Below are 24,727 nucleotides of genomic sequence, written 5' to 3'. Positions count from 1 at the left end.
AGATACTTTTAATAAATTTTAATAGAATACAATTCTCCATTATATTAAATGCAATGCACCGACAACATGTGTATTGATTAATAAATTATCATATATTTCGGATATATTTGTGGGGGCTATGATATGAGCAGAGAACACTGGTTTTTGATAATTTTAATACTGATTGTAACTATCCTGGGAACTACCAACTTAAATGGGATTTCTTATAATTTCAATGGTTCTAGTAATGATAGTTCCGGCCAAATTGGGACTAACCGTACTTTGACCACGGTTAAGTTTTTGGGTGAACGTGATTATGGCTTTGTGGTCCGTTACGGGCCCTATGGCAATGTGAACTCTCCGGTTAAGGTGGCCTATGTAGTGGGGGTGCACCCCATGGAAGTTCAGGCACATCAGGCCATGATGGCAGTTATCTCCGGTGAAATAAACTTGAAACACTGTTACTACGTTTATCAAATTACTGTGACCAAGAATAAGGATGATTACAATCAGGGAAGGATCAATGGCCAGCAATTGGCTCTGGACTATGTAGTACCGGATGTTAAGGCTAGTAAGTATGATATGGTGGTGGATGTGCATTCTACCCGGGGTGATTACCCTGAAACCAAGTTTATCTCAGTTCCATCCCAGGATAGCCGTTCATTAACCCTGGCCAATCTAATTGTCAGCAAGATTCCCTGGTTGGTATTTTACGTCCCACCTTTTGATGGTGGCCCTACCAGTGGGCCCTACGTGACCATTCCCATTATAGAGTCTGGAACTCCGGCCATGGTCTATGAAACTTATACATATGCACCCTTTAATGAAACCCTCCGGCAAGCTACGGAGTTTGTAGAGGTGGTTGACGGGCTATCCCTCTAAAGAAAGTTCATGTATCAGGGGAAAGCATTAATTTTCCCAAAATTTATTTTCTATTTTTCAGAAGGAGTGCAAATGAAAATCCCAAATCTAATAGAAGGAACATTCAAAGAAAGACCTAACCGTTTCACAGTAATATTTGAAGCTGATAGAGCTCTGGAAATGGCGCATTTAAGGGATCCTGGCCGACTCAAGGAATTGCTATTTCCAGGGGCTCGTTTACTACTCCGGCCTGCTAATAACTTAGCCAATCGCAAAACCAAATATGATGTAATTGCAGTGTGGTGTGAAGACATCTGGGTGCTCATCAACTCTGGTTTTCACAGTGATCTGGCAGGAGAATTAATCGAATCAGGTTTTATAGGGGAATTATCTGATTACCGGGTGGAAAAAAGGGAGTACACCTTTGGGAAGAGTCGTATTGATTTTTTACTTAAGAATATCCATAGTAAGGTGCCCAATCCTCATAATAATGAGGTAATTAATCACAATAATAGTAAGGTGCCTACTCCCTGGAAAAACATGCTCCTGGAAGTTAAAGGATGCACCCTGGTTGAAGGGGGTCATGCCCGGTTTCCAGATGCACCCACCCTCAGGGGGAAAAAACACTTGGAAGAGTTGATTAAAGCCAAAAATGAGGGCATTGATTCTGCAGTATTGTTTATTATTCCACGAGGGGATGCTAAAGTTTTTTCCCCAAACTGGGAGATGGATCCTGATTTTTCCAGGACACTAAAACAAGCAGAAAAGGAAAATGTTCTGATAATCGCCTATTCTTTCACTTTAAATTATGATAAAAAAGAATTGGAATTAAAACCATTAAAAAAGGTAGATGTAATAGTTAAACCTTTAAATCAAACAACTTAAACAAACTTAAACAAAAAAATCTTGATTAGTAGAATTTTGGAATTGTTTAAATCATTTGCAAGGGTTAAATCTTCAAGTAAACTCTTCAACCTTAAGATTAGTTTTTTTACCGGAAATCTTAAACATTAGGTTTTGTTACCAGCAAATCAGGTTACTTTCATGTTTTCCAGTTTTTCGAACTCCTCAACTTTCCCTATACCCAGTACCACATCTCCAGTTTCCAAGGTGTAATTGCGTGGGGGGTCAATGACTAAGTCCCCGTCACGACCCACTCCCACCACTACTATTCCGGTTCTCTCATGAATATCTGCTTCTAAAAGGCTTAAACCGTTAAATTGGCTTTCAGAGCTGATTTTAACTTCCCTCATCTCCCGGCTGGTGTGTTCTGCCAGGACATCCTGGACGAACATTGCCTCATAACCATCATCAATGCTCTTGTACATGAGACGTCCGGAAATTACGAAGGGGGAGATAACCTGGTTAGCACCAGCCAGTTTTATCTGTTCAATATTCTCATAACGCTGAGCCTCAGCCACCACTCTCACATCCTGGTCTAATTTGCGAACACTCAAAATGCAGTGGATGGTTTTAGAGTCAGAGTCCATGTCCACGATAACTGCCTGCGCTCCCTTGACATTGGCCTTTTCCAGGTCCTTGATACGGGTGGGATCACCATGAACGAAGTTAGCCCCATTTTTCAAAGCATTTTTACGGACCTCTTCATCCTCATCTAACACAAATACCTCACTTTCCTTGCCGATTTCCTTAATACACTCCACAGTACTTTCGGTCCATCCACAAATAACTACGTGTTTTGATCGTTCCACATTTATCAGCCCCATAAATTTCATCTGCTGTCTTTTGAAGATCAGGTTCACCAGGGATTCTATTGCCAGGGCAAAGGTTCCAATGCCCAGAATAATCAGACTGATGGTGAAAAACATTCCCAAAGTGGTTTTAGGGCTGTAATCACCGTATCCAACGGTCCCTATAGTTACGAAGGTCCAGTAAAAAGACACAGTCCATGGTTGGCCTTCAATGAAATGAAAACCAAGAGTGCCGTAGGCAATTATACAGAGGACCAGGATCAAAATCCAGGTCAACCTCTGTTTAGCCACTAGAGGTATGCTTTTTCTGAGTACCCTTAGAAGTACAAACATGTGGGTCTCCAAATCCTAATATTCAAATTCATGAATAGGGAATTATCTTGAATCATTCCCTTATCTAAGGAAGAGATACCATACTGCTACTGCTATTAACGCCAGAATGACTACTCCGATAACAATGATTAACCACCAGGGGAACCCTCCACTGGAATCATCAGTTCCAGTAGCATCATCTTCGTCATCATCATCCCCACTCTTTACTTTGATTTTCTTGGAAGAACTGGAGCTGCTGCTCTTACTACCACTGCTTTTCACTAAGGGGGCGATACTTGCCATATTTGATGCACTTATTTGGGAATCAGATTCCTCAGCATAATCATCATTAGCCCAAACGGTTGAAAATGACATAAAAACAAGAATTACAAATGATAAAAGTACAATTTGCCATTTCATTATTATTTCTCCTTTTTTTTTAATTTGAATACTAACAGTTGATATTTAGCTTTTCATTTATAATTTAATATGATTTATCATGTAGGAGTCAAGTCTTTTTAACCGAGCACTGATCATATATCCTCACAGGGAACAATGGATTTTTAAGATGTTTTTCCCATTATTTCTACAGTTTAACCAGATTTAGGGGATGTTTAGTATTTTAGGATGATGATTAATTTCACGGATTATTTAAGATTTTTTCTAACCCGGTATTTGCGCAGTTCATCTGCCAGGAACATTATGGGCACGAAGGTAAGCAGGTAGAGCCATTCTGTTAATCCCAGGGCTGCTGTTCCGAAAAGTCCCTGTAACGGGGGTAAATAGATTATAGTAATGAGAACAATCACTGAAAATAGAATACCTCTCGGAATCCACTTGTTTTTGAAGATTCCCACTTCCAGTACCGAAGTTCTGTTAGTTTGACATCCCAGAAGATTACCCATCTGGGCCATCACAATCCCAGCAAAGACCATGCTGGTGGCTTTCATGTAAACTGGGTCAGTGAAGGCTAGTTGCTGCCCCCATATCCAGCCACTGCTCATTAAAACCCAGAAAAATCCAGACATAACCAGGGTTGCTTCTATTATTCCCAGGAAAATATAACCCTGGAATATAACTCCAAAGTTCAGGAGGCGTTCTTTACGTGGCCGAGGTGGCCTGTCCATGACATCTGACTCAGCTGGACCCACCCCCAGAGCCAGGGCAGGCACAGTATCTGTTCCCAAGTCAATGGCCAGGATCTGCATCACAGTAATGGGGAGTGGAATTCTGAAAAGGACCATCATCACGAAGGGCACTATCTCCGCGGTTTCATGGGAAAAGATGTAGGTGATGAATTTCCGTATGTTTTCGTAGATGGTACGGCCTTCCTTAATTGCCTCCACAATGGTGGCGAAGTTATCATCGGTAAGAATCATATCCGCAGCCTCCTTAGCCACATCAGTACCGGTTATACCCATGGCTACACCTATGTCTGCCTTTCGAAGGGCTGGGGCATCATTTACTCCGTCTCCAGTCATGGCCACAATTTCGTCCATGCTCTCCAGAATACTGGCGATCCTCAACTTATGCTCTGGGACAGCACGGGCAAATAAAACGTTTTCACCGGAAAGTAAAACCTCTTTAAGCTCTTCATCATCCATCTGGTTGAGATCCTTTCCCTTAATAATCCGGCAGGGGTCTTTCCCTACAATTCCCACTTCTTCGGCTATGGCATGGGCGGTGAGACCGTAGTCACCGGTGATCATGATGATACGGATACCTGCTTTGTGACAGTCTTCCACTGCTGGTTTCACCTCTGGACGTGGTGGATCCTGCATGGCCACCATACCCAGGAAGGTAAGGTCACGTTCCACAGCCTGGGCACTGTAGTTATCATAATCCTCAGGGAGATCCCGGTAGGCCATGGCCAGGATACGCAGGCCAGAAGCAGCTAGTTCATCATGTTTGGCTATCACTCTCTTTTTTTCTTCACTGGAGAAAGACCGTACCTTTCCATCCACCGATATGTTACGGGATAGGTTAATGATCTTTTTAGGAGCACCCTTAACATAAGCTACCTGTTTACCAGTATCTTGGTGTATGCTGCTCATGGATTTACGCTGGGAATCAAAGGGCAACTCTAATATTCTTGGTTTCCTGGCCAGCTGTTCTTCCCAGATAAAGCCACTTTTACGGGCAGCTACCAGAAGAGCGGCTTCGGTAGGATCCCCCAGTATCTTCCACTTCCCTCCGGCGGTATCTGGTTCCACCAGTTTGGAATCATTGCAAAAGGTGGCCGAACGCATAAGAAGCTTAAGCTCCCGGATTTCCCGGTGATCTATAGGGCTACCCTTGTGCAAGAACTCTCCTTCAGGTGAATATCCAACCCCGGTGATGTCAATGATCTCAAAGGGCAACCAGACCTTACTTACTGTCATCTCATTCTTGGTCAGGGTTCCGGTTTTGTCAGTGCAGATGATATTGGTGGATCCCAGAGTCTCTACACTGGATAAACGTTTAATAAGGGCATTTTTACGCGCCATTTTCTGCACAGATGCAGCCAGTGCCAGGGTAACCGTGGGAAGCAGTCCCTCCGGCACGTTGGCCACAGTCAATCCTATGGCAAAAATGAAGGCCACCTGCAGGGGTAGTTTAACCACCCAATGGTTCACTGCGAAGAGGATTATACCAAGAAGCACGGCAATAAAAGCGATAATTCGGGTAACCCTGGACAATTCTTTCTGCAGGGGGCTGGCCTCCTGGCTGATTTCCTGAGTCAAGCTGGCAATGTGGTTGAACTCGGTATCCTGTCCAGTTGCAAATACAACAGCCTTGCCCGAACCTGCAACCGCACTGGTACCTGCAAAAACTATGTTGGGAGTTCCAATAAGATTATTACCTTCCGATTCTTTGGCATGGGCTACTTTACGAACTGGCCGGGATTCACCAGTTAGGGTGGAGTTATCCACCTTCATCTGGTTGGATTCCACCAGACGGGCATCAGCAGAGATGTTATCCCCCTCTTCCAGAACCAAAACATCACCCGGAACCAGCTGGCCCGATAATATCTCCTTTTCCAGGCCATCACGAATTACCTTGGCCTGGAAGGGTAATATTCTTTTAAGGGCTTCTAGGGCCTTTTCTGCTTTGTACTCTTGCCAGAAACTAAAAACAGCATTAATTATAATAACGGCGATAATTGCAAAACCAAGCTGGGGTGTGCCACTTAAAAAGGCAAGAATACTGGCTGCCCATAGGAGTAAAGCCAGCAACTGGTAAAGATTAGCTAAAAACTTTAAAATAATCGGCTTCTTTTTAACTTCCTCAATCTGGTTGGGTCCATATATTTCTAATCTCTTAGCAACCTCTTTATCATTCAAACCATTTTGAGAAGAGTTTAATTCCTGGTAAACGTCTTCAGGGGGGAGTTCGTTAATCGTCATTTTTTACACTTGAAACGTACCTCTCTCTGTCTGGTGGTAATGGTAATCATGGGATTGGTAATAATAGCTTTCTCTATTTTTTAACAGGAATAATCTGAATTTAAAGAATAATTATGGGGTTAAAACCTATAAAATCTAATTTTCACGATGAACATGCAATTAATAACCTTTATATTTGGTTAGAATTTTCAGTGGGTGTTGTTAAAAGGATGTTTGGTTAAATGGGGATTAGTGAATTAGATTCTTAGATTATACTCTGTTGAAGGTTCCGTTACCACCATTCACATCCCACCTTTCAGTATAAACTTCCTGGGGAATACCAGTATCAAAATTACTGAAAACCACACTGGTCCCGTAATATGCATCTTTAAATGTATTACCACTTTCATGGTTTAAGGGAGAAGGATCAACGTTATTTCCAGGGTATAAATTTAGACAGGTGTCGTTAAATTTCTCCACCCGAACGTTACCATAATAATCAGAATAATAAGTACCAACGTAGTTATCAATTGCATAGGGCAGGGGGTCAGTGGTTGATGATAAGATGGGCAGTGTTTCCACAGGAGTCCCTCCCATCTCTTCGGGAGAACTGGAAAGGGAACCACCCTGGTCTGGGAGTATATGGATATCAGTTCACTGGCAATATCCACACAGAAATCCTGGCCAAAAGTGGCCTCATTGGCCATAACCACCACACCTAACTCTTCAGAAGGAAGCAGAAGGGTGTAAGCTGAAGATAGCCGGGTGGACCCTGCATGGGCTATGAATGTCCTGCCCTGGGTGTAAACCACAGTCCACCCCAGGGCATACCAGGTCTCCATGTTGGGATTGGATTCAACCAGTATTTGGGGGGTGCGAGTTTCAGCCAGGGACTGGGATGAAACTACCTGTTGCCCATTAAAAACCCCGTTGTTAAGTTGGAACTGGAGCCAGTTGCCCATATCATCCACTGAACAGCTTAAACTCCCAGCAGGACCCATGGCATCTAGATTAAGAGGATCAACGTAGTAAGCCACTCCATTATATATGACATGGGTGCCGGAATGGTTGGGATTATCAACAAACTCCTGATAAGTCACCACACTGTAATCCATATTAAGGGGCTGGTAAATCTTTTCCTTTATTAACTGGGGCCAAGTGGTGGATGCTGCCCGGGCAGAGGATTGGCCTGCAAGGGAAAACATAATGTTGTTATAGGCATATTTAGTTCTAAACTCACTCTGCGCAGCTATATATCTCATACGGTAGAGAATTTCACTGAAATCGTACTTGAAGTCCAGAACGTGTTCGTTACCGGCTTTATCATGCATGCCACTTCGGTGGGAGAGTAGATCCCTCATATTGGCTTCCTGGGCGGCCACGGGATCCTGCAGTACGAACTCGTTATCATTAGGGAAATACTGTTGGGCAGTGTCATTCCAAGTCATTATTCCGGCATCGACCAGGGATGCTATTGCCGTGGCGGTGAAGGCCTTGGAACAGGAACCAATTTGGAAGATGGTTTCCAAGTTAATGGGATCAGATTCACCTACCTTTTTCACCCCTAAAGTCTTCAGGTACACTATTTTGTCCTTGTAGACTACCACCACGGCTGCTCCGGGGATGAGACTATCTTTGAATTGGTTTTCAACGTAGGAATTGAATAAACTGATAACCTTTTCAATATCTGGGGGGTAAGTACCAACAGGCCCATTTCCCATGTTGGGGTTGTGGAAAATGGTTGAAGAGTATGCATTCGCATTCAAGAAAGCAGAATTAGCAGTATTTATATTAATAAGATTATTTTGGGGGATTTCTGGGTTAAGGGGTGTTTGAATTGGATCAGGGGTGTTTTTATCATGCATGGTTGGGTTGTGGGGTAATATCACAAGAACCACAGCTAGAAAAACCGCGGCAACCAACATCACAACTGTTCCAATATTTTTTAACAATGCCCATCCCCCTATAATGAAATAATCTGGACAGAAATCCAACCAGAATATGTAAAATTCCATGAAATGAGTATATTTTTATCTAATTATTATTAGCCATTTACATTCATCAATATTGTCTTTGAAGTTCATATTATATTTAACTTTAGTGGCATAAATTATTGTATTATGTCTATTAACGAATATAATACTAATATTCTCAGATCCGAAAAGTAGCAGAGCTAACGAATAGTAAGCTCAGGGGGTTGCGATTTCCGATGTCATAAATAAAATCGAATTCATTTTAGTTTATTAATTTAGCTGCCTAAAAGCATACTCTTCTCCTTAGAAGAAATCTTCCTGGATTTAAGGGGTATAATAACAGTGTCACGTTTTTATTAACTTCTCAAACTTTTTATAGCCATTCTAACGACAGATAATACTGATTATATCCCCATCATCTAATTCATGGTCGCTGGACACCCTACGACAACTCCTGGCATCAATGGCGTGCATGAAACCTTCTCCAATATCGGTGTGTATGAGGAATGCCATATCCCTCGGTTTGGAACCACTAGGAACGAGGAGTGCATCGGGGAGCACGTTACCCTTCTGGTCGGAGAGTTTGTGCTCATCCTCAACAGGGTAAACCACGATCATATCCAGCAGGTTGAAAATGGCCTGGTTAAGGGCTTTCTGGACTCCGGTACCTCCGTATTTTTGGAGAACATTTTCCCGTATGTATTCCAGGGCATTTATCTGCTGAGGGCTCAGTTTGTCTTCCTGGAGGATCTTGAAGTCAGATTCACCAGACACGTAACTGATTAAACCGGCTTCTGCAGCCCTGGTTAATGCCAGTTCAGCCTCGGCAGAAGCAGGAATCACATTATCGTACTTTTCCCGGAGTCTGTGAATATTCTCCTTTGCATGGGGGAGATCGGCCTTGTTGGCTACGATGAGCATGGGTTTGGCAATTTTAAGAAGGTTATCCAATATTTCAATGAGATCTTCATCTTCCCAGTCCTTATATTCCTTGGTAACACTTCTCTTGGCTTCCAGAACATCTTCCACCATTATGCCAGCTCCACTGAGTTGTTCGGCTATAACCTTGGCAATGTCCAGTTTCTCAGAGAGTGCCTTGCGCACCAGACGGTTCCAGTTCTTATTGAGGATTCCAAAGAGCCACATGGTTATTTCATGTTGCAGGAAGTCCACATCCTCCATGGGGTCGTGTGAACCTGCCTCACAGGGTCTTCCCTCTTCATCAGTGGATCCTGAGGCGTCAATGACGTGGATGAATACCCTGGCCTGGCGTAGATCGTCCAGGAATTTGTTACCCAGACCACGGCCTTCATGGGCTCCGGGTACCAGGCCAGCAACATCTAAGAGTTCCACTGGGATCAGTCGTTGACCATCATGGCATTGGGAGTTTCGAGGATTACATTCCACCTCTAATTCTCGGCAGGGGCAGGGTTTAACCACATGGGCCACTGCTTTATTAACGTCGATGGTGGTAAATGGATAACCAGCCACGTCTGCTTCTGATAGGGTGGCTGCGTTGAAAAAAGATGATTTGCCCACGTTGGGCTTTCCGGTAACTGCAATTTGGAGCATAATAAATCACTACTAGTCTTTTTACCTACCAGGTTATTAAAGATTTTAGGGGAAGATCAACAAATGAAATGTTAGTTATATCTAGAAATTCAAACACTAAACTAAACATATTAAAATTAGTATTATATCATCATTATGCAGTTAATATTGAGAACAGGAGCAATTATAGATGTCAAAACTTTACCTGGTGGGAACCGGACCTGGATCAAGTGACTATTTAACCAAAGCAGCTATAGATGCTGTGGAATCTGTTGATGTGCTGGTAGGGAGTCAGAGGGCTCTGGATTTATTCCCCGGATTTGTGGGGGATACATTGGTATTAAGGGCACGGAATATGGATGAAATGATGAAAAAGTCAATTTCCCTGGTGGATGAAGGTAAAGATGTGGCCATTCTATCCACCGGTGACCCTGGATTTTCAGGGGTCCTGAAACCTATTCTTAATCTACGGGATGATCTGGACATTGAGGTTATTCCGGGTATCAGCTCCCTGCAACTGGCTGCAGCCCGGCTACAACTCCCATGGGATCAGGCCAACCTCCTCACCCTCCATGGGAAAGGAAACTCCCAAGTAATATTGGATTATTTGGATAACGGGAAGCCCACCATTGTTTTACCAGACTTCAGGGTGGAGAAACTGGCACAGTTCCTCCTTGAAAATGGAATTCACCTGGAAAGAAAAGTAGCAGTGTGTGAAAGGCTCAGTTACCCTGATGAAAGACTGTTTAAGGGGACTTTAAAGGAAATAGCGGGTAAGGAGTTCAGTTATCTGTGTGTGATGGTCATTTACTAGTTAGTTCTTGTCATTTACTAGTTTCTTAATAATGGACATCTAATCATACAGTTTTTAAACAACAGCTGGATAATCCTTTAATCGCACAGTTCCTCATCTTCTTCCCGCCAGGGTGGTGTTACCACACACAAAAACTTTAAATTGTTCTTGGTTGTGTTTTCTATCCACTGGGATGATCCTGGAGGTATGTAGATAGCATCACCTGGTTTAACATCTCTTGATTCAGTGTCAATGTGCATTATGCCTTCACCTTCTATTATGAAGTAAATTTCCACTGAACTTTTTAATTTGTGGGGTAAAGATGCCTGGCCGGGTTCGATGATGGCATGGGCCACACTGCAACCCATTTCTATATTTTCATTTACAGGGTGCAGAAGCTCACACAGAACAGTTTCATCGGATACTTGGAAGTATTCGCATTTTTTAAGAGATTTTATAAGCATTTTGAATCACCAAAAAAATAATTATATCTTTTTAGGTCATTTTTTCATTTAGGGCATTTTCAAGATTTTTTCCATTCAAAAACCTTTTTTTAGATAAACTTCTTCTATTTGAGGAAACTAAGGTTCTATTTAAAAAAACCTATTTTTTAAGAGAACTATTTTTTTTTATCCCCCATGATTTCAAATATCTTAAAGGCAATTATCGAACCAATAACCCATGAAAATATTTTAATAGGTCCTGTGGATGAGGTTTCACCTAGTAATCCAGCTAAAAAGCTGAAACTCACTAAAATAATTAGAAATACTAAAAAAGCCACGGAAATATTACGGATTCGTTTATAATCTATGTTACCACAACCATTTAATTTAATGCCAGAGGATGGATCCATGATTATTCCAAGTCATCTTCACTATTTCCCCCGGCCAGTACTTCCAGTTCATCCAGTATTTCCAGTTCTCTTCCCCTTTTCTCTTCTCTTTTAATCAAAATTATCCCTATTGCCGCCCCCAGTATACCTCCCAATGTATCCACAAATAAATCTTCCATGGTGTCTGCCAGGGGTGATGCCACCATGGACCCCTGGGTGAGTCCAGTGGGTAGGTAAGGGCCAATTAAGGGATATAGGATTTGATCGTAGAAATATTCTGCCATTTCCAGACCAGCACCCAGGCCCATGGTTATTAAAACAATAAGGGCAAACATCACCCCAGTACTGGCTTGAAGTTTTCCAAGGGCGTAGAATGTGTAAATGATCACCATTCCCACCAGGCCCACAATAAAAGAGACCAGTAGGTGCATGAACTTATCATAGTAAGGCACTCTGCTGTAAAAACTATAGGCATCGGCCACTATTAACTCAAAAAAGACCACGATTAAAAAAAGTATTTCTATATCCACTGGAACGACACATATCTTGTTTTTTGTAAAAAATCGGGGAACAAGAAGGATTGTAAGGGCTAATAGGGCTAAAAATCCAAAGAAAACCTCACCCAAGACGACATGGTACACTGCGTTAATCAGGATGATTATCCTTAGAAAACCTCTTAAATACCGCTTCCAAGGGGGTATTTGTTTCAAATCAATGGGACATGATTTTCCATGCATTGGATATCACCGGGATTGGATCATTAATACTATTTTATCCAGTTTAATAATTTAATTTAGTTTTTCAAAGTACATTAAATCCATGGAATCTAAATTTTGCAATCTAATTCTCCAATGACTTTTTGTTGCGTATGTTTAAATATGGGTACTTACTACACATTTTCATTAGACCGACTAACTGATTTTCTAGATTTACCCTAAGTTCGAGGAACCATGAAAAGAACCCTGATAATGATTTTTGTTACATTTGTTATTGTCCTGGCAATACCCCATCCCGTATCTGCCTGGGCGGCTCCTAATCATTATGCCATTGTTGAGGAAGTTTATTACTCGCTCCCTGCTGATGCTCAGGACAAGCTGGATCTTTCAGAAATGTTGGATGGGGCTGATGATCCTGATTATAAGTTTTTTGACTTCCAGTATCATCACTACCCGGCCAGTGAAGAAAAAGCCAACTACTGGCTTCAAAAAGGTAGGGATTATTATCAGAATGGAAATTATAAACCGGCCAGCTACTGTTTTGGTGTGGCAACTCATTATATCTCTGATAGTGTATGCCCACCACATTCTGGGGGTAATTCGGGATATGATCACACTAGCTGTGAGCTACAAGCAATACTCCTGGAACCCCACCTTACGGATAAAACAGGCAAATGGGATAGTGAATTATCTTCCTGTGACCAAATGAGCGAGAATGCATGGGAATCATGGTTGGAAACAGATGACGATAATTATATACAGCAATGTCTTAATAAGGCAGCTGATTTATCATATATGGCGGTTAATGGTGTTGTTTCTTAGAATAAATCATATTATCTTATAAATTAACTAAGCTTAGAACCCAATTCCATATTATATACTACAAAATTTATTTGGTAATTATTGACAATAAACTTTAATTATCTGAAAAACATAGATAACTGACTCTTATTTAGTCCAGAAACTCTAATATTTAATAATCTAAAATATCATCTATCGATCGCCGGGTTTTTGATGGTTAACCTTTATAAGGTGACCCTGGAAATTATTTTTTAAAACCTCTGGTTTAGAAATCTATGGATATGGATTAATGGTTGCATGTAAACATGGTTGATAAAACGGAACAGAAATTTTTAGACGCAGCTTTGGAAATATTTGCTGAAAAAGGATATAAAGGTGCTACAACTAGATTTATAGCTCAAAAGGCAGGTTTCAGTGAATTAACTTTGTTCAGAAAGTTTAAAACAAAACAAAATCTTTTTAACAAGGTTTTGAATCAGAACATAGTGAAAGTTAAAGAAGATGTGGATGAAGCCCTGGCTACCAATGTTTCCACTGATCCTGATGTTTTTTTAAGAACCTTAATCACCGACATGGCCAGAATAGCCGAGGATCACTATGAATTCATTTCTCTTTCCAACACTCAAAAAAGTGGTAGCACTGATCCCATGCTGGCTGAATTTGTGAAATATATGAGTAAATACTTGGAAGAAAACCTTCCTGGACGGGACGTGGACTATAATGCAATGGCCCTTTCCCTCTATTCTTACACCTTCATGATCAGCCAGACCAAACATTATGAAAAGGATTGGTTTAACTATAACCAGGCTCTGGAAGGATTTATAAAAAACGTACTGAAACTCTTCTCTTAAGTGTGAAACTATCTTAACCAAATTCTTCTTTCAAATATGGAACTATCGACTAAAAATATGGAACTATCGACTAAATAATAGAGATTATCTAAAAATAGCGTTAAAAATAAAAGAGAATGAAATTGGAAAAAGAGGTTTTAGGAAGCTACTTCGCTCTCCCCGTACAGGATCTTACCAACTTCTCTTAGTTTATCAGTACCCTTAACTTCTTCCCGGAATAATGGTATTTCAGCCACTACTTGGCCACCGAATTTCTGACGGATACTTTCCATTCTTTTTTGTTGGATCTGACGTCGTGCACGGCAGAAATCACAGTCTGCTTCTTCTGGCTGGATCTGGTTTACGATAACTGCATCGGTGTGCATGTTGTTCTTTTCCAGTGCTTCCATTGCTCTTTCAGATTCGTAGATGGACATTTCTTCAGGGATAACCACCATTTTAAAGGATGTTCGTGTTGGGTCTGCCATAACTTCCCTGGCAACACGTATCTGTTTTTTGGTGGCTTCCATGTCTTCCATGGCTTTGTCCTCTTCGTCTTCATCTCCCATGAAGGGCATGATGTTCTTAAAGGCTTTGGCCATGCTACCGATCTGTCTCCTGACTTTGATCATCTTCCCTACCCAGCTATCCATCATTTCCGGGAAAGATAGTAATCTCAGGGTGTGTCCGGTGGGTGCGGTGTCGAAGACCACAACATCGTACTCATCAGTGGTCATATACTGGAGGAATTTGTCAAAGGCAGCTGCCTCATCGATTCCAGGGGCCATGGTGGCCATTTCCATCTGATCCTCCATCATACCCATGTCCATGCCAGGGTTAAGGGCCTGCTGTTCCTTCATCTTAACCTGATAATCCTGCATTGCCACTTCCGGGTCAATTTCTGCAGCCCACAAGTTTTCACCTATGGGGGTGGGGTCATGTCCCAGTTTCTTCTCTAAAGAGTCTGAAAGTGAGTGAGCAGGGTCTGTTGATATTACCAGAGTTTTTTTACCCTCTTCAGCTAACCATAGGGCAGTTGATGCGGATACGGTAGTTTTACCCACTCCCCCTTTCCCTCCAATAAACACGAATGTTGTTTTTCCTTTTTTAAATTGGAAAAGGTCTCTAATTGCCATTATATAATGCCTCCATTATTTATTCTAGATCGTAATAAGCCTAAAATAAACTTCAATATTAAACATCCATTTTTTCCAAGTTAAATAGTTTCTATTTGATTATCTTACTTAAATTCTGTGGACATATAATAATTGTGCAAAATCCATATTTAATAAAACCTAAATATAATCCTATAATCAATATGGAAATATTTTCCAAACCACAGTGTAATTTCAGCTGTGAGGGCCGATCATCAATAAAGGACCAATAAAAGGTTTTATTTGATGGCATGCTTTTGTTGGGATATTAACTGAAATTAATGGATAATAAATTTTATGTGGGTTAAATAATTAGTAGGGTGTATAATATGGGCGATTATAATGGGATATTACCAGTATTAGATGTGGAAAGGGCATCAAGAGAGATATCAAGCTTTATTGAAAGTTCATTGATCGAATCCAACACGCAAGGTCTGGTTATAGGTCTCAGTGGTGGATTAGATTCATCCACCACTGCCAAACTATGTGCCCAAGTGGTGAACAAGGATAAAATTTTGGGCCTCATCATGCCCAGCCAGACCACTAGTCAAGAAGACGTGGATGATGCAGTGAAGTTGGCAGAGGAAACAGGAATAAAACACAAAATCATACCTATAGATCCTCTCATTGAACCAGTTCAAGATGTTTGCAGCCGTTCTGAAAATGATGAAAACTATAAACTTGCCGGAGCGAATCTTAAGGCACGAATGCGAATGGTAGTACTCTATTATCATGCTAATGCTCTAAATCGTCTGGTAGTGGGTACTGGTAATAGAACTGAACTCCTGGTTGGCTATTTCACTAAGTATGGTGATGGTGGGGTTGATATACTCCCTATAGGGGGTTTATACAAAACAGATGTCCGCAGGTTGGCAAGTTATCTTGATGTCAATGAGGATATAATCCACAAGGATCCCACTGCCGGTTTATGGCCGGGACAAACTGATGAGGAAGATCTGGGAATCAAATACGATCTTTTAGATAAAATCCTGTACTTGATGACTGAACACGGGATGAAAGAGGATGAAACAGCCCACAAATTGCAGATAAAACTGGATGAAGTGGTAAGGGTTAAGGTGATGATGCTGGCTGCTGAACACAAAACAATAATGCCTCCCATACCTCCCATAATTAGATAATTCAGTGGTGTTGAATTATTACTTCCTGATTGAGATAGTTCATAGTAGATCAAATAATATGGGGATAATAAAATAATTCATCCTATAACCGAGTAGTTCGAGATGTTTAAAGTGTATTCAATGGTTTATATCACAGCTTCCGGAGTTGAAGAGTCTAAAAAAATAGCTAAAACTCTTTTAAATGAACGACTAGTGGCCTGTGCCAATATAATATCTGGTATGGAATCCATTTACTGGTGGGAGGGGAGTTTGGAGGAAGATGTTGAATCCATCCTCCTGGTGAAGACCCGTTCAGAATTAGTGGATAAAGTTATAGATAGGGTTGGAGAAATCCACAGTTACCAGACACCATGTGCACTGGAAATCCAGATCAAAAGGGGTTCAGAGAACTACTTGGACTGGCTGGACAACTCACTTGAAAAGCATTAAAACTTTGATTATTGGTTTATAATCTATTATTAATTGAAATTAATGTTAATTAATCATAAATTAGTTTTTACCAAATTAAAATATTATCATGGCGGTGATTTAGTGACAGATATTAAAATTGAGGAGAAATGGCAGAAAAAATGGCAGAAATCAAAATTATTCCAATCTAATCCTGATAATCGTGAAAAACTATTCTTAACTGTGGCCTACCCTTACCCTAGTGGGGCAATGCACGTGGGCCACGGCCGTACCTATACTGTTCCGGATGTTTATGCTCGTTTTAAGAGAATGCAAGGATACAATGTATTATTCCCCATGGGTTGGCACGTTACCGGGGCTCCAGTTATAGGGATAGCCAAACGTATCGGTAGAAGAGATCCCTGGACTCTGGACATATACCAGAACGTTCATAAAGTACCCGAGGACGAGCTTAACAAATTCACCGACCCCCATTACATTGTCAAATATTTCAGTGAAGAGTACCACAATGTCATGACTCAGCTAGGATTTTCCATTGACTGGAGACGCGAATTCACCACCATCGACCCTCACTACCAGAAATTCATCACCTGGCAATTTGAAAAACTCAACCAAAAAGGACTGGTACGCCGAGGGGCCCACCCGGTAAAGTACTGTCCTGATGATGAAAACCCAGTAGGGGACCATGACCTCCTGGAAGGAGAAGGAGTGGCCATCAATGAATTAACCCTCATCAAATTTAAAATGGGAGAAAAATATTTAGTAGCCGCCACTTTCCGTCCGGAAACCCTCTTCGGAGCCACCAACCTATGGCTTAATCCATCTGAAGAATACGTTAAGGTTAGAAGTAGTGGGGAAGAATGGGTTATCAGCAAAAAAGCATACCACAACCTTTTAAATCAGAAAACCGACTTGGAACTAATTGAAGATGCGGATGCCCCAAGTTTAATCGGCCAATACGTGGAAAACCCGGTGACCGGGCAACAGCACATTATTCTACCGGCATCATTTGTCGACCCGGATTATGCTACAGGGGTGGTTTACTCAGTACCGGCACACGCCCCAGCAGACTACATCGCCCTGGTAGACCTTAAAAAGGACACGGAAACTCTGGAAAAATATGGGATAAAAGACGAAGTGGAGAAAATCCAGCCCATAGGACTCATACGTCTCAAAGGATTCGGCGAACACCCTGCAGTGGAAATGGTGGAAAAAATGGGTGTTAAAAGCCAGGAAGACCCTAAACTCAAAGAAGCCACCAATGAAATGTACAAACTGGAACACGCCAAGGGAGTTATGGATGAACACGTCACTGGTTATTCTGGTTTAAGGGTGCCCGAGGCCAGGGATGCCATTAAAGATAATCTCTTAGAAGCTGGTAAAGGGGACATAATGCATGAATTCGCAGAAAAACCAGTGATCTGCCGTTGCGGTACCGAGTGCGTGGTTAAGATCCTGGACAACCAGTGGTTTCTCAAGTATTCTGACGAAGACTGGACCACCACCACCCAGAACACACTCTCCCTGATGAAAACCGTACCAGAGGAGATACGATCCAACTTCCAATACTACCTTAACTGGCTCCATGACTGGGCATGCGCCCGACGGATCGGTCTGGGAACACCACTACCCTGGGACACCCAGTGGTTAATCGAACCCCTCAGTGACTCCACCATCTACATGAGTTACTACGCCATCGCCCCGCACCTGAAAAACATAGACCCGGAAGAACTGGACGAAGAATTCTTCGACCACGTATTCCTGGATAAACCAACCACCAAAACCAACATACCCGATGGTATGAAGGAAGAATTTAACTACTGGTACCCACTGGACTGGAGACTGTCTGCCAAGGACCTGGTGGGAAATCACCTTTCATTCCACATCTTTCACCATTCAGCCATATTCCCCGAGGAAAAAAGACCCCGCGGAGTGGTAGTCTTTGGAATGGGATTACTGGAAGGACATAAAATGTCTTCTTCCAAGGGAAACATCATTCTCCTGGAAGATGCCATTAAAATCCACGGAGCCGACGTGGTACGATTATTCTTAATGTCCTCGGCAGAACCATGGCAGGACTTCGACTGGAGGGAAAAAGAGGTAATTGGAACCAAAAAACGTTTAGAATGGTTTTCAGGATTTGCGGCAATGGTTGATGAACTCCATGGCTCCCAGATACAATTAAGTGATTACACCGAAGCCCCAGCAGTGGATAAGGCCATCAATGCCTGGATGATCAGCCAAGTAAACCAGAGGGTCCGCGACGCCACCCAGGCCCTGGAAGGATTCCAAACCCGTAAAGCTCTCCAGGAATCACTTTTCCTATTCAAAAAGGACATTGACCATTACCTGCACCGGGTGGACCACCAACTCAAAAACGAAGATGACCATGAGGAGATAACTGATGTCCTGGCCTATGTACTGGGAATCTGGATACGGTTAATGGCTCCATTCACACCTCATGCCTGTGAGGAACTGTGGAACCGTCATGGAGGGCAGGGATTCGTATCCGAAGCACCATGGCCTGAAGCTGATCCGGCCTTAATTGATGAAAAGGTGCACAAGGGTGAAGAAATCATCCAGGGCCTGGTGGATGACATCCGGGAGATAAAAAAGATAACCCAAAGCCAACCGGAAATGATACACATATATCTAGCTCCCACATGGAAATGGGAAGTCTTTGAGATTGCCCGTGAGGTTGGAAAACCAGATATTGGACGTATAATGGGACAGGCCATCCAGGCAAATGTTCATGATGATAAGAAGGAACTGGCTGGATTTGCCCAGAAAATCGCCAGGGAAATGACCAAAATACACTACGTGGGAATGGTGGATGAAAAACAACTCCTGGAAGATGCACAGGGTTATGTCGCCCGGGAAACTGGTGCTAAAGTTGTTGTATATCAAGAACCAACCTATGATCCTCAGAATAAGGCCCGGAATGCCTTACCCTATAAACCAGCAATTTACCTGGAATAAAAAACTGGACACCTAAATCGGAATAGCAAGTAAGGGGCCAGTGCAATTTGCGGAGTGATTAATTGCAGATAATCCTGATGGAAGAGGAACATCTGGAAACCATCATAGAACTCGACCAGATGGCCTTCCAACGCGAAGAACCACGAAGTCTCCAGAATCTCCAGGGGCTCCGAGAAGGGGATGAAGAAGGCTGTTTCGTGTTGATGGATGGCCAAGAACTGGTTGGCTACTCATTTTCCAAAACCATGGGGGAAGAGGGCTACCTGGGACCACTGGGGATCCATCCATCATTACAGGGACAGGGTCGTGGTAAAAAATTAATTCAGCGTAGTTTAGATTACCTCCAGAGGCACTGTAAGGTGGTGGGTTTGGAGGTGCGTCCGGAAGCAGGGAATAATATTGGTCTTTACCATAAACTGGGATTCAATTCTGCCTATCCCTCTTTGATACTGAAAGTCCCAGAGAAATTATCAGGTCCAGAAAAGAAAGCCAACCTTGGAGATGGAATTAATCAGGATGATGATAATCTTAGGGTGGAACTTTTCCAACCCACACTGGATAATAGGAAGGAAACTGTATTGGAAAAGATTGACAAGTGGACCCGGCAAGAATTAGGGGGAGTCAGCTATCTTAAAGACCTTAATTTAGCCAGTAGATGTGGTGGAGATATCCTCATAGCCCTGCATAAGGATGAACCAGTGGGTTTCCTCACATTTTATCCTAGTGTATTTCTACATTTATGGGGGGCAGTGAAACCCCATCCTCGCCAAGATCAGATTTTAAAAGAAATTTTAAGGTTATTCCGTGAAATTCATGGTCAGGGGGAAGTTCTCCTGGAGGTTAACACATGTTACCATGATCTGGTGGATTTCCTCTTAGGGGAAGATTTCAGGATAGAGAAAAGTGTGGTTCGAATGTTACTGGAAGACTTTGAGGGAGAACACCTTAAAAAAAGTCAGAACATGGTTATGAGGGCTTGGCATGCTTAAATTCATTTAATTACATAAAGAGAATTCTGAAAATTTGATTTTATCATTATTCGCATGTAAATGTTTTCCTCAATTTTAAAGTTATCCGTATAATTTTAGCAAGATTTGAATTCATTTTAAGATTTTAAGGTTTAACTCGGTTTATAAGTGTTCCAACACCTTCTACAGTCACCTCAACCACGTCCCCCACTTGCATGGCACCCACACCGGGAGGTGTTCCAGTGGCAATGACATCCCCTGGATTAAGGGTCATTATATGGGATATGTATTCCACCAACTCTTCCACCGGGAAAATCATGTTTCCAGTAGTGGAATCCTGTTTAACATCTCCATTTAATTTTAAGGAGATATTCTGATTTGAAGGGTCCATATCCGTTTCTATCCACGGTCCCAATGGACAGAAGGTATCAAAACTCTTGGCACGAGTCCACTGCCCATCTTTTTGCTGGAGGTCACGGGCAGTTACATCATTTAAAACAGTATAACCCGCAACATAGTTCATAGCATCCTCTTTATTAACAAAACGGGCCTCTTTCCCCATTACCGTTGCCAGTTCAGCTTCGTAATCCACCTGATGGGATTGAAGGGGGTAGATAATGCTATCTTCATGGCCAATTACCGTGGTGTTTGGTTTTAGAAAGAGTATGGGTTCCTCAGGAAGTTCCATGTTCAATTCTTCCGCATGGTCCCGGTAATTCAAACCCACACAAACCACTTTACCGGGTTCAACCGGTGGGAGGAAATTAACCTCATCCAGGGGGTAAAATTCTTTCCTTTCCAGATCATCAAAGGGTGATCGGGAAGCTTCCAGTAGGGAATGGTATATTTCCACCAGCCCTCCATTGATAACCACCCCTGTTTTCTCCACAGCATCCTTTTTAAATCTTAAAAGTTTCATACAATCCCCTTATATCTTTTCATATGCTAAAAATTATTTATATGTCAATATATATCCTTTAGAATTACTATATCCAATCCAACACCAATTATAGTCTATTTTTAGTCACAGGATTTCAGCCTATATTATTCAAATGATTCTTTCAATGGGGACCACCAGAATATCCCGGGCACCAATCCTTTTCAGTCGGTTAACCACCTGGAATACTTCCTGTTCATTGACCACTGCGTGCACTGCCACTACCCCCTTGTTAGATAGAACCTGGGATACGGTGGGTCCGGTCATACCAGGCATGGCATTTTTAACCTCATCCAGGACTTCTTTATCCACGTTCATCATCACCAGTTTCTTACCCTCGGCATCCAGAACACCCTTCACTCCAGTCTGGATTTCATCAATCTTTTCTCTCTTACTCTGGTAACTGTCGGGGTTGGCTATAAGGTGCACTGAGCTTTCCAGGATGGTGTCCACCATCTGGAGATGATTCATTTTTAAGGTGGTTCCAGTACTGGTCAGATCAGTGATAAGGTCTGAAACTCCAATAAAAGGAGCTATTTCAGTTGATCCACTGAGTTCCACAATTTTAACAGGAATCCCCTGATTTTTAAAGTATCTTTCTGTAAGGTGGGGGAATTCAGTGGCCACGATGGAGCCATCATTAACATCTTCCAATTCTTTGATGTCTGAGTCTTCAGGGGCGGCCAGGACCAGTTTGGATCTTCCGAAATTCAGATCCTCCAGTATTTCCACAGTGGCTTCTTTTTCTTCTATTAAATCCAGGCCAGTCATTCCCATGTCAGCAGCGCCATCAGCCACAAATTCAGGGATGTCGGCGGCTCGGGTGAACATTACACTGATCTGGTCATCATAGGTTTCAGCGAAAAGCCGGCGATTAACTGCATCCTTCAATCCAATCCCTGCCTTGGATAGGAGTTCAACTGCAGGGTCACTTATCCTTCCCTTGGATGGAAGGGCTATTTTTATCTCCATCTAAAAAATCCTCCTCGCATGCACCTTTTAGTTAAAAACTTTAATAGGTGCATCTAAAACATGATCTAGTAAAAATGATTGAAACCGGGTAATACAGTACCGGGTACAGGTAAATTTCACCATACTGTATACTGTAGATATTTATGTTATTTTCCTCAATCTTATATAGATAGGTGGTCCCATGGAAACCCAGACTATACTCATAAAAAACACAAGGATCCTCGCCCCTGAAGTTATGAAAGGATCAGTACTGATAGAAGACGATAAAATTGTTGATATAACCTCTGATAAATCCAGTAATGGTGCAGATGAAATCATTAATGGCGAAGGAAAGTTTCTCATCCCGGGCTTGGTTAACACCCACACCCACCTTTCCATGAGTTTAATGAGGGGATTAGCCGATGATTTGCCTCTGGATGTATGGTTGAATGACCATATTTGGCCAGTGGAAGCGCACCTGGAAGGGGAACACTGCTACGCCGGAGCTTTGTTATCAACACTGGAGATGATCAAATCCGGAACCACCACCTGCAATGACATGTACTTCTTCATGGATGACGTGGCCCGTGCCCTGGACAAATCTGGAATCAGAGCCCTCATCTGCCATGGAATGATCGATCTATTCGATGATGAAAAGAGAAAGGCAGAATATAAAGAAACTCTCCGCATCATAGAAAAATGCCATAACACAGCCGACGGCAGGATACAAGTGGCATTAGGACCCCACACACCTTACACTTGTTCCCCAGAACTATTGAATTGGGTTCGTAAGAAAGCCGATGAAAAAGGACTCAGAATTCACATCCATGTTTCAGAAACTAAAAAAGAAGTGGAAGACAGTTTAAACGATAGGATGAAGAGACCCTTCGAGTATTTGGAGGATCTTAAATTTTTAGGACCGGATGTCATAGCAGCTCATTCAGTGTGGATTTCTGGAGCTGAAATAGCTTTAATTAAGGATAATAATGTTAAATTGTCTCATAATCCATTGAGTAATATGAAATTAGCGTCGGGAATATCACCAGTTTCAGATTTACTGGCTAAAGATGTCTGTGTATCTCTGGGAACTGATGGAGCTGCATCTAACAACAATCTGGACCTGTTCCAGGAGATGAAAATGTCCAGTTTCCTTCAAAAAGTTAACAAGTTCGATCCCACACTTTTACCTGCACCTCAGGTGCTGGAAATGGCCACCATCAATGGTGCCACTGCCCTGGGCATGGAAAACGAGATAGGAAGCATTGAAGTTGGGAAAAAAGCGGACATGACTTTAGTGGACATGAAAGCACCCCACTTAACTCCTTACCGAAATCCAATTTCCCACATGGTCTACTCTGCCGAGGGGGCAGATGTGAGCACAGTTATATGCAATGGGGAGATCCTGATGCGTGAAAGGGAAGTTTTAGCCCTTGACGAGGTTGAAGTGATGGAAATTGCTGAAAGCGCTGCAGAAGACCTCATATCGCGCAGTTAATGAAAATTAACACTAAAAATTAGATGATCTTCTAAGGATTAAATGTCTATTAATCATTTAAATATTGTTTATCCTTTGATTATCCTTCATATTGATTTTTTTTAAGTAGGAAATGATAATTCTCTAAAATAAGGTGATGTAAATGGATTACAATGGAATATTAACCCTTTTTGATATTGACGGGACCTTGGTTCGAGGGGCACGCTGCCACTATCAGGCCTTTGTCCACGCCGTAAACAAGTACTACGGGATGAAAGAGGATATCAGTGGCATAAACTACGCTGGGAAAACTGACCCTCAAATACTGATGGAAGTCCTTACAATGGGACAGGTGCCAGAAGAAACCATCAAAGAGAACTTCCAGGACTGTTTGGACTACATGACTCAATACTACATTGCAAATGTACACCGGGAGAATGTTCAAGCATTGGGTGGCGTAAATAATCTTTTAAAGGAATTAAAAAATGAAGATGTCCTGATGGGCCTCACCACCGGTAATCTGGAACCAATTGCCTATGCTAAACTAGGCAAAGCTGGTCTTGACGGCTTCTTTTCCTTTGGAGGTTTTGGTAGTGACAGTGCACAAAGGCCCTGTCTGGTGGAAAAGGCACTGGAACGTGCCAGAAAATTACATGGATATCAGGGTGATCAGGTATTTATTATCGGGGATACTCCCCGTGATGTGGAAGCAGCCAGACCATTCAATATTAAAACCATAGCCGTGGCCACAGGCAGATATTCCAGTCATGAGCTGGAAAGAGCCAGAGCGGATTTTGTACTGGAGAACCTTAAGGATAGGGATGGATTTCTTGAAATATTAAAAGGTTGAGATATTAAAGGGTAGATAAGTATCTATATGGTGTTTAAACTCATTAAATTGCCATAATTTCTTTTTTTAATGGTTTATAATTCATCATCCAGATAACTGGTTATTTCTTTTTTAAGTTCCAGAAACTGGGGCGTAGTTCGGC

At 42.1% G+C, this 24,727-nt stretch carries 22 protein-coding genes; 11 read left to right on the top strand and 11 right to left on the bottom strand.

Annotated features, from left to right (window positions below; translation table 11 throughout):
• Positions 1-123: 123 nt before the first annotated feature.
• Positions 124-861: a hypothetical protein gene (locus tag BK009_RS10205; RefSeq protein ID WP_100909532.1), complete on the top strand. Its 738-nt coding sequence runs from the start codon at positions 124-126 to the stop codon at positions 859-861.
• Positions 862-933: 72 nt separating this feature from the next.
• Complete coding sequence (locus BK009_RS10200) at positions 934-1,725, top strand: DNA/RNA nuclease SfsA (protein ID WP_100906692.1); 792 nt, start codon at positions 934-936, stop codon at positions 1,723-1,725.
• Between the two features lie 146 nt (positions 1,726-1,871).
• Here BK009_RS10200 and BK009_RS10195 read toward each other — a convergent pair whose 3' ends face one another.
• From BK009_RS10195 to BK009_RS10170, 6 genes are all read right to left on the bottom strand, one after another.
• Entirely contained in the window at positions 1,872-2,885 is a 1,014-nt protein-coding gene (locus BK009_RS10195; protein ID WP_100909531.1) for a potassium channel family protein, read from the bottom strand.
• A gap of 60 nt (positions 2,886-2,945) precedes the next feature.
• Positions 2,946-3,284, bottom strand: a complete 339-nt coding sequence (locus BK009_RS10190) for a hypothetical protein (protein ID WP_100905148.1) — start codon at positions 3,282-3,284, stop codon at positions 2,946-2,948.
• 227 nt (positions 3,285-3,511) lie between these two features.
• Positions 3,512-6,250: a cation-translocating P-type ATPase gene (locus tag BK009_RS10185; RefSeq protein ID WP_100909530.1), complete on the bottom strand. Its 2,739-nt coding sequence runs from the start codon at positions 6,248-6,250 to the stop codon at positions 3,512-3,514.
• Positions 6,251-6,499: 249 nt separating this feature from the next.
• Positions 6,500-6,709: a hypothetical protein gene (locus tag BK009_RS10180; RefSeq protein ID WP_100909529.1), complete on the bottom strand. Its 210-nt coding sequence runs from the start codon at positions 6,707-6,709 to the stop codon at positions 6,500-6,502.
• The gene (locus BK009_RS10175; RefSeq protein ID WP_157809726.1) at positions 6,682-8,181 is read right to left on the bottom strand and encodes a serine hydrolase domain-containing protein; all 1,500 of its coding nucleotides are present in this window, start codon (positions 8,179-8,181) and stop codon (positions 6,682-6,684) included. The genes BK009_RS10180 and BK009_RS10175 overlap by 28 nt, the downstream gene beginning before the upstream one ends.
• A 405-nt stretch (positions 8,182-8,586) precedes the next feature.
• Complete coding sequence (locus BK009_RS10170) at positions 8,587-9,774, bottom strand: redox-regulated ATPase YchF (RefSeq protein ID WP_100909527.1); 1,188 nt, start codon at positions 9,772-9,774, stop codon at positions 8,587-8,589.
• A 169-nt stretch (positions 9,775-9,943) separates the two neighbouring features.
• On the opposite strand from BK009_RS10170, the gene cbiE reads away from it, so the two are divergent.
• A complete protein-coding gene (gene cbiE, locus BK009_RS10165; protein ID WP_100907252.1) occupies positions 9,944-10,567 on the top strand; it encodes a precorrin-6y C5,15-methyltransferase (decarboxylating) subunit CbiE in 624 nt (207 codons plus the stop codon).
• A 77-nt stretch (positions 10,568-10,644) separates the two neighbouring features.
• Here cbiE and BK009_RS10160 read toward each other — a convergent pair whose 3' ends face one another.
• Together BK009_RS10160 and BK009_RS10150 are read right to left on the bottom strand one after the other, a co-directional pair.
• Positions 10,645-11,010 carry a cupin domain-containing protein gene (locus tag BK009_RS10160; protein WP_100907253.1) on the bottom strand — a complete coding sequence of 122 codons (366 nt, stop codon included), beginning with the start codon at positions 11,008-11,010 and terminating at the stop codon, positions 10,645-10,647.
• Positions 11,011-11,401: 391 nt separating this feature from the next.
• On the bottom strand, positions 11,402-12,115 hold the full coding sequence (locus BK009_RS10150; protein WP_100907255.1) for a hypothetical protein: 714 nt from the start codon (positions 12,113-12,115) through the stop codon (positions 11,402-11,404).
• A gap of 213 nt (positions 12,116-12,328) precedes the next feature.
• Between BK009_RS10150 and BK009_RS10145 the strand changes: the two genes are divergently transcribed.
• Together BK009_RS10145 and BK009_RS10140 are read left to right on the top strand one after the other, a co-directional pair.
• Entirely contained in the window at positions 12,329-12,916 is a 588-nt protein-coding gene (locus BK009_RS10145) for a zinc dependent phospholipase C family protein (RefSeq protein ID WP_100907256.1), read from the top strand.
• Between the two features lie 284 nt (positions 12,917-13,200).
• The gene (locus BK009_RS10140; protein WP_100905139.1) at positions 13,201-13,746 is read left to right on the top strand and encodes a TetR/AcrR family transcriptional regulator; all 546 of its coding nucleotides are present in this window, start codon (positions 13,201-13,203) and stop codon (positions 13,744-13,746) included.
• A 137-nt stretch (positions 13,747-13,883) separates the two neighbouring features.
• On the opposite strand, the gene BK009_RS10135 is transcribed toward BK009_RS10140, so the two are convergent.
• Entirely contained in the window at positions 13,884-14,861 is a 978-nt protein-coding gene (locus tag BK009_RS10135; protein WP_100905138.1) for a TRC40/GET3/ArsA family transport-energizing ATPase, read from the bottom strand.
• A 347-nt stretch (positions 14,862-15,208) separates the two neighbouring features.
• Here BK009_RS10135 and BK009_RS10130 point away from each other — a divergent pair, with 347 nt between their 5' ends.
• The 4 genes from BK009_RS10130 to BK009_RS10115 all read left to right on the top strand — a co-directional run bounded on the left by BK009_RS10130 (position 15,209) and on the right by BK009_RS10115 (position 20,394).
• Complete coding sequence (locus BK009_RS10130) at positions 15,209-16,018, top strand: NAD+ synthase (RefSeq protein ID WP_100907257.1); 810 nt, start codon at positions 15,209-15,211, stop codon at positions 16,016-16,018.
• Positions 16,019-16,138: 120 nt separating this feature from the next.
• Complete coding sequence (gene cutA, locus BK009_RS10125; RefSeq protein WP_255553810.1) at positions 16,139-16,447, top strand: divalent-cation tolerance protein CutA; 309 nt, start codon at positions 16,139-16,141, stop codon at positions 16,445-16,447.
• A gap of 102 nt (positions 16,448-16,549) precedes the next feature.
• Entirely contained in the window at positions 16,550-19,405 is a 2,856-nt protein-coding gene (gene leuS / locus BK009_RS10120) for a leucine--tRNA ligase (protein ID WP_100909526.1), read from the top strand.
• A gap of 62 nt (positions 19,406-19,467) precedes the next feature.
• Complete coding sequence (locus BK009_RS10115; RefSeq protein ID WP_100909525.1) at positions 19,468-20,394, top strand: GNAT family N-acetyltransferase; 927 nt, start codon at positions 19,468-19,470, stop codon at positions 20,392-20,394.
• Between the two features lie 124 nt (positions 20,395-20,518).
• Here the strand turns inward: BK009_RS10115 and BK009_RS10110 are convergent, their stop codons facing one another.
• Positions 20,519-21,292: a fumarylacetoacetate hydrolase family protein gene (locus BK009_RS10110; protein WP_100907260.1), complete on the bottom strand. Its 774-nt coding sequence runs from the start codon at positions 21,290-21,292 to the stop codon at positions 20,519-20,521.
• Positions 21,293-21,421: 129 nt separating this feature from the next.
• Entirely contained in the window at positions 21,422-22,282 is an 861-nt protein-coding gene (hisG, locus tag BK009_RS10105) for an ATP phosphoribosyltransferase (protein WP_100907261.1), read from the bottom strand.
• A gap of 181 nt (positions 22,283-22,463) precedes the next feature.
• On the opposite strand from hisG, the gene BK009_RS10100 reads away from it, so the two are divergent.
• On the top strand, positions 22,464-23,756 hold the full coding sequence (locus BK009_RS10100; protein ID WP_100907262.1) for an amidohydrolase family protein: 1,293 nt from the start codon (positions 22,464-22,466) through the stop codon (positions 23,754-23,756).
• Between the two features lie 142 nt (positions 23,757-23,898).
• Positions 23,899-24,585 (top strand): HAD family hydrolase, encoded by a 687-nt coding sequence (locus BK009_RS10095; protein WP_100909524.1) that lies wholly within the window; start codon positions 23,899-23,901, stop codon positions 24,583-24,585.
• Positions 24,586-24,727: the final 142 nt, after the last annotated feature.

It is taken from the genome of Methanobacterium subterraneum, assembly GCF_002813695.1.
GTDB classification, from domain to species: domain Archaea; phylum Methanobacteriota; class Methanobacteria; order Methanobacteriales; family Methanobacteriaceae; genus Methanobacterium; species Methanobacterium subterraneum.
Note: the sequence above shows the minus strand (reverse complement) of the source record. Positions and strands in the feature narration are given on the sequence as shown.

What these genes read in the sequence shown, in the direction of transcription:
- hisG (WP_100907261.1), bottom strand. Translation starts at nt 22,282, where the DNA reads ATGGAGATAAAAATAGCCCTTCCATCCAAGGGAAGGATAAGTGACCCT.
- BK009_RS10190 (WP_100905148.1), bottom strand. Translation starts at nt 3,284, where the DNA reads ATGAAATGGCAAATTGTACTTTTATCATTTGTAATTCTTGTTTTTATG.
- BK009_RS10195 (WP_100909531.1), bottom strand. Translation starts at nt 2,885, where the DNA reads ATGTTTGTACTTCTAAGGGTACTCAGAAAAAGCATACCTCTAGTGGCT.
- BK009_RS10205 (WP_100909532.1), top strand. Translation starts at nt 124, where the DNA reads ATGAGCAGAGAACACTGGTTTTTGATAATTTTAATACTGATTGTAACT.
- cutA (WP_255553810.1), top strand. Translation starts at nt 16,139, where the DNA reads ATGGTTTATATCACAGCTTCCGGAGTTGAAGAGTCTAAAAAAATAGCT.
- BK009_RS10135 (WP_100905138.1), bottom strand. Translation starts at nt 14,861, where the DNA reads ATGGCAATTAGAGACCTTTTCCAATTTAAAAAAGGAAAAACAACATTC.
- BK009_RS10160 (WP_100907253.1), bottom strand. Translation starts at nt 11,010, where the DNA reads ATGCTTATAAAATCTCTTAAAAAATGCGAATACTTCCAAGTATCCGAT.
- BK009_RS10130 (WP_100907257.1), top strand. Translation starts at nt 15,209, where the DNA reads ATGGGCGATTATAATGGGATATTACCAGTATTAGATGTGGAAAGGGCA.
- BK009_RS10100 (WP_100907262.1), top strand. Translation starts at nt 22,464, where the DNA reads ATGGAAACCCAGACTATACTCATAAAAAACACAAGGATCCTCGCCCCT.
- BK009_RS10140 (WP_100905139.1), top strand. Translation starts at nt 13,201, where the DNA reads ATGGTTGATAAAACGGAACAGAAATTTTTAGACGCAGCTTTGGAAATA.
- BK009_RS10170 (WP_100909527.1), bottom strand. Translation starts at nt 9,774, where the DNA reads ATGCTCCAAATTGCAGTTACCGGAAAGCCCAACGTGGGCAAATCATCT.
- BK009_RS10185 (WP_100909530.1), bottom strand. Translation starts at nt 6,250, where the DNA reads ATGACGATTAACGAACTCCCCCCTGAAGACGTTTACCAGGAATTAAAC.
- BK009_RS10145 (WP_100907256.1), top strand. Translation starts at nt 12,329, where the DNA reads ATGAAAAGAACCCTGATAATGATTTTTGTTACATTTGTTATTGTCCTG.
- BK009_RS10200 (WP_100906692.1), top strand. Translation starts at nt 934, where the DNA reads ATGAAAATCCCAAATCTAATAGAAGGAACATTCAAAGAAAGACCTAAC.
- cbiE (WP_100907252.1), top strand. Translation starts at nt 9,944, where the DNA reads ATGTCAAAACTTTACCTGGTGGGAACCGGACCTGGATCAAGTGACTAT.
- BK009_RS10110 (WP_100907260.1), bottom strand. Translation starts at nt 21,292, where the DNA reads ATGAAACTTTTAAGATTTAAAAAGGATGCTGTGGAGAAAACAGGGGTG.
- BK009_RS10095 (WP_100909524.1), top strand. Translation starts at nt 23,899, where the DNA reads ATGGATTACAATGGAATATTAACCCTTTTTGATATTGACGGGACCTTG.
- BK009_RS10150 (WP_100907255.1), bottom strand. Translation starts at nt 12,115, where the DNA reads ATGCATGGAAAATCATGTCCCATTGATTTGAAACAAATACCCCCTTGG.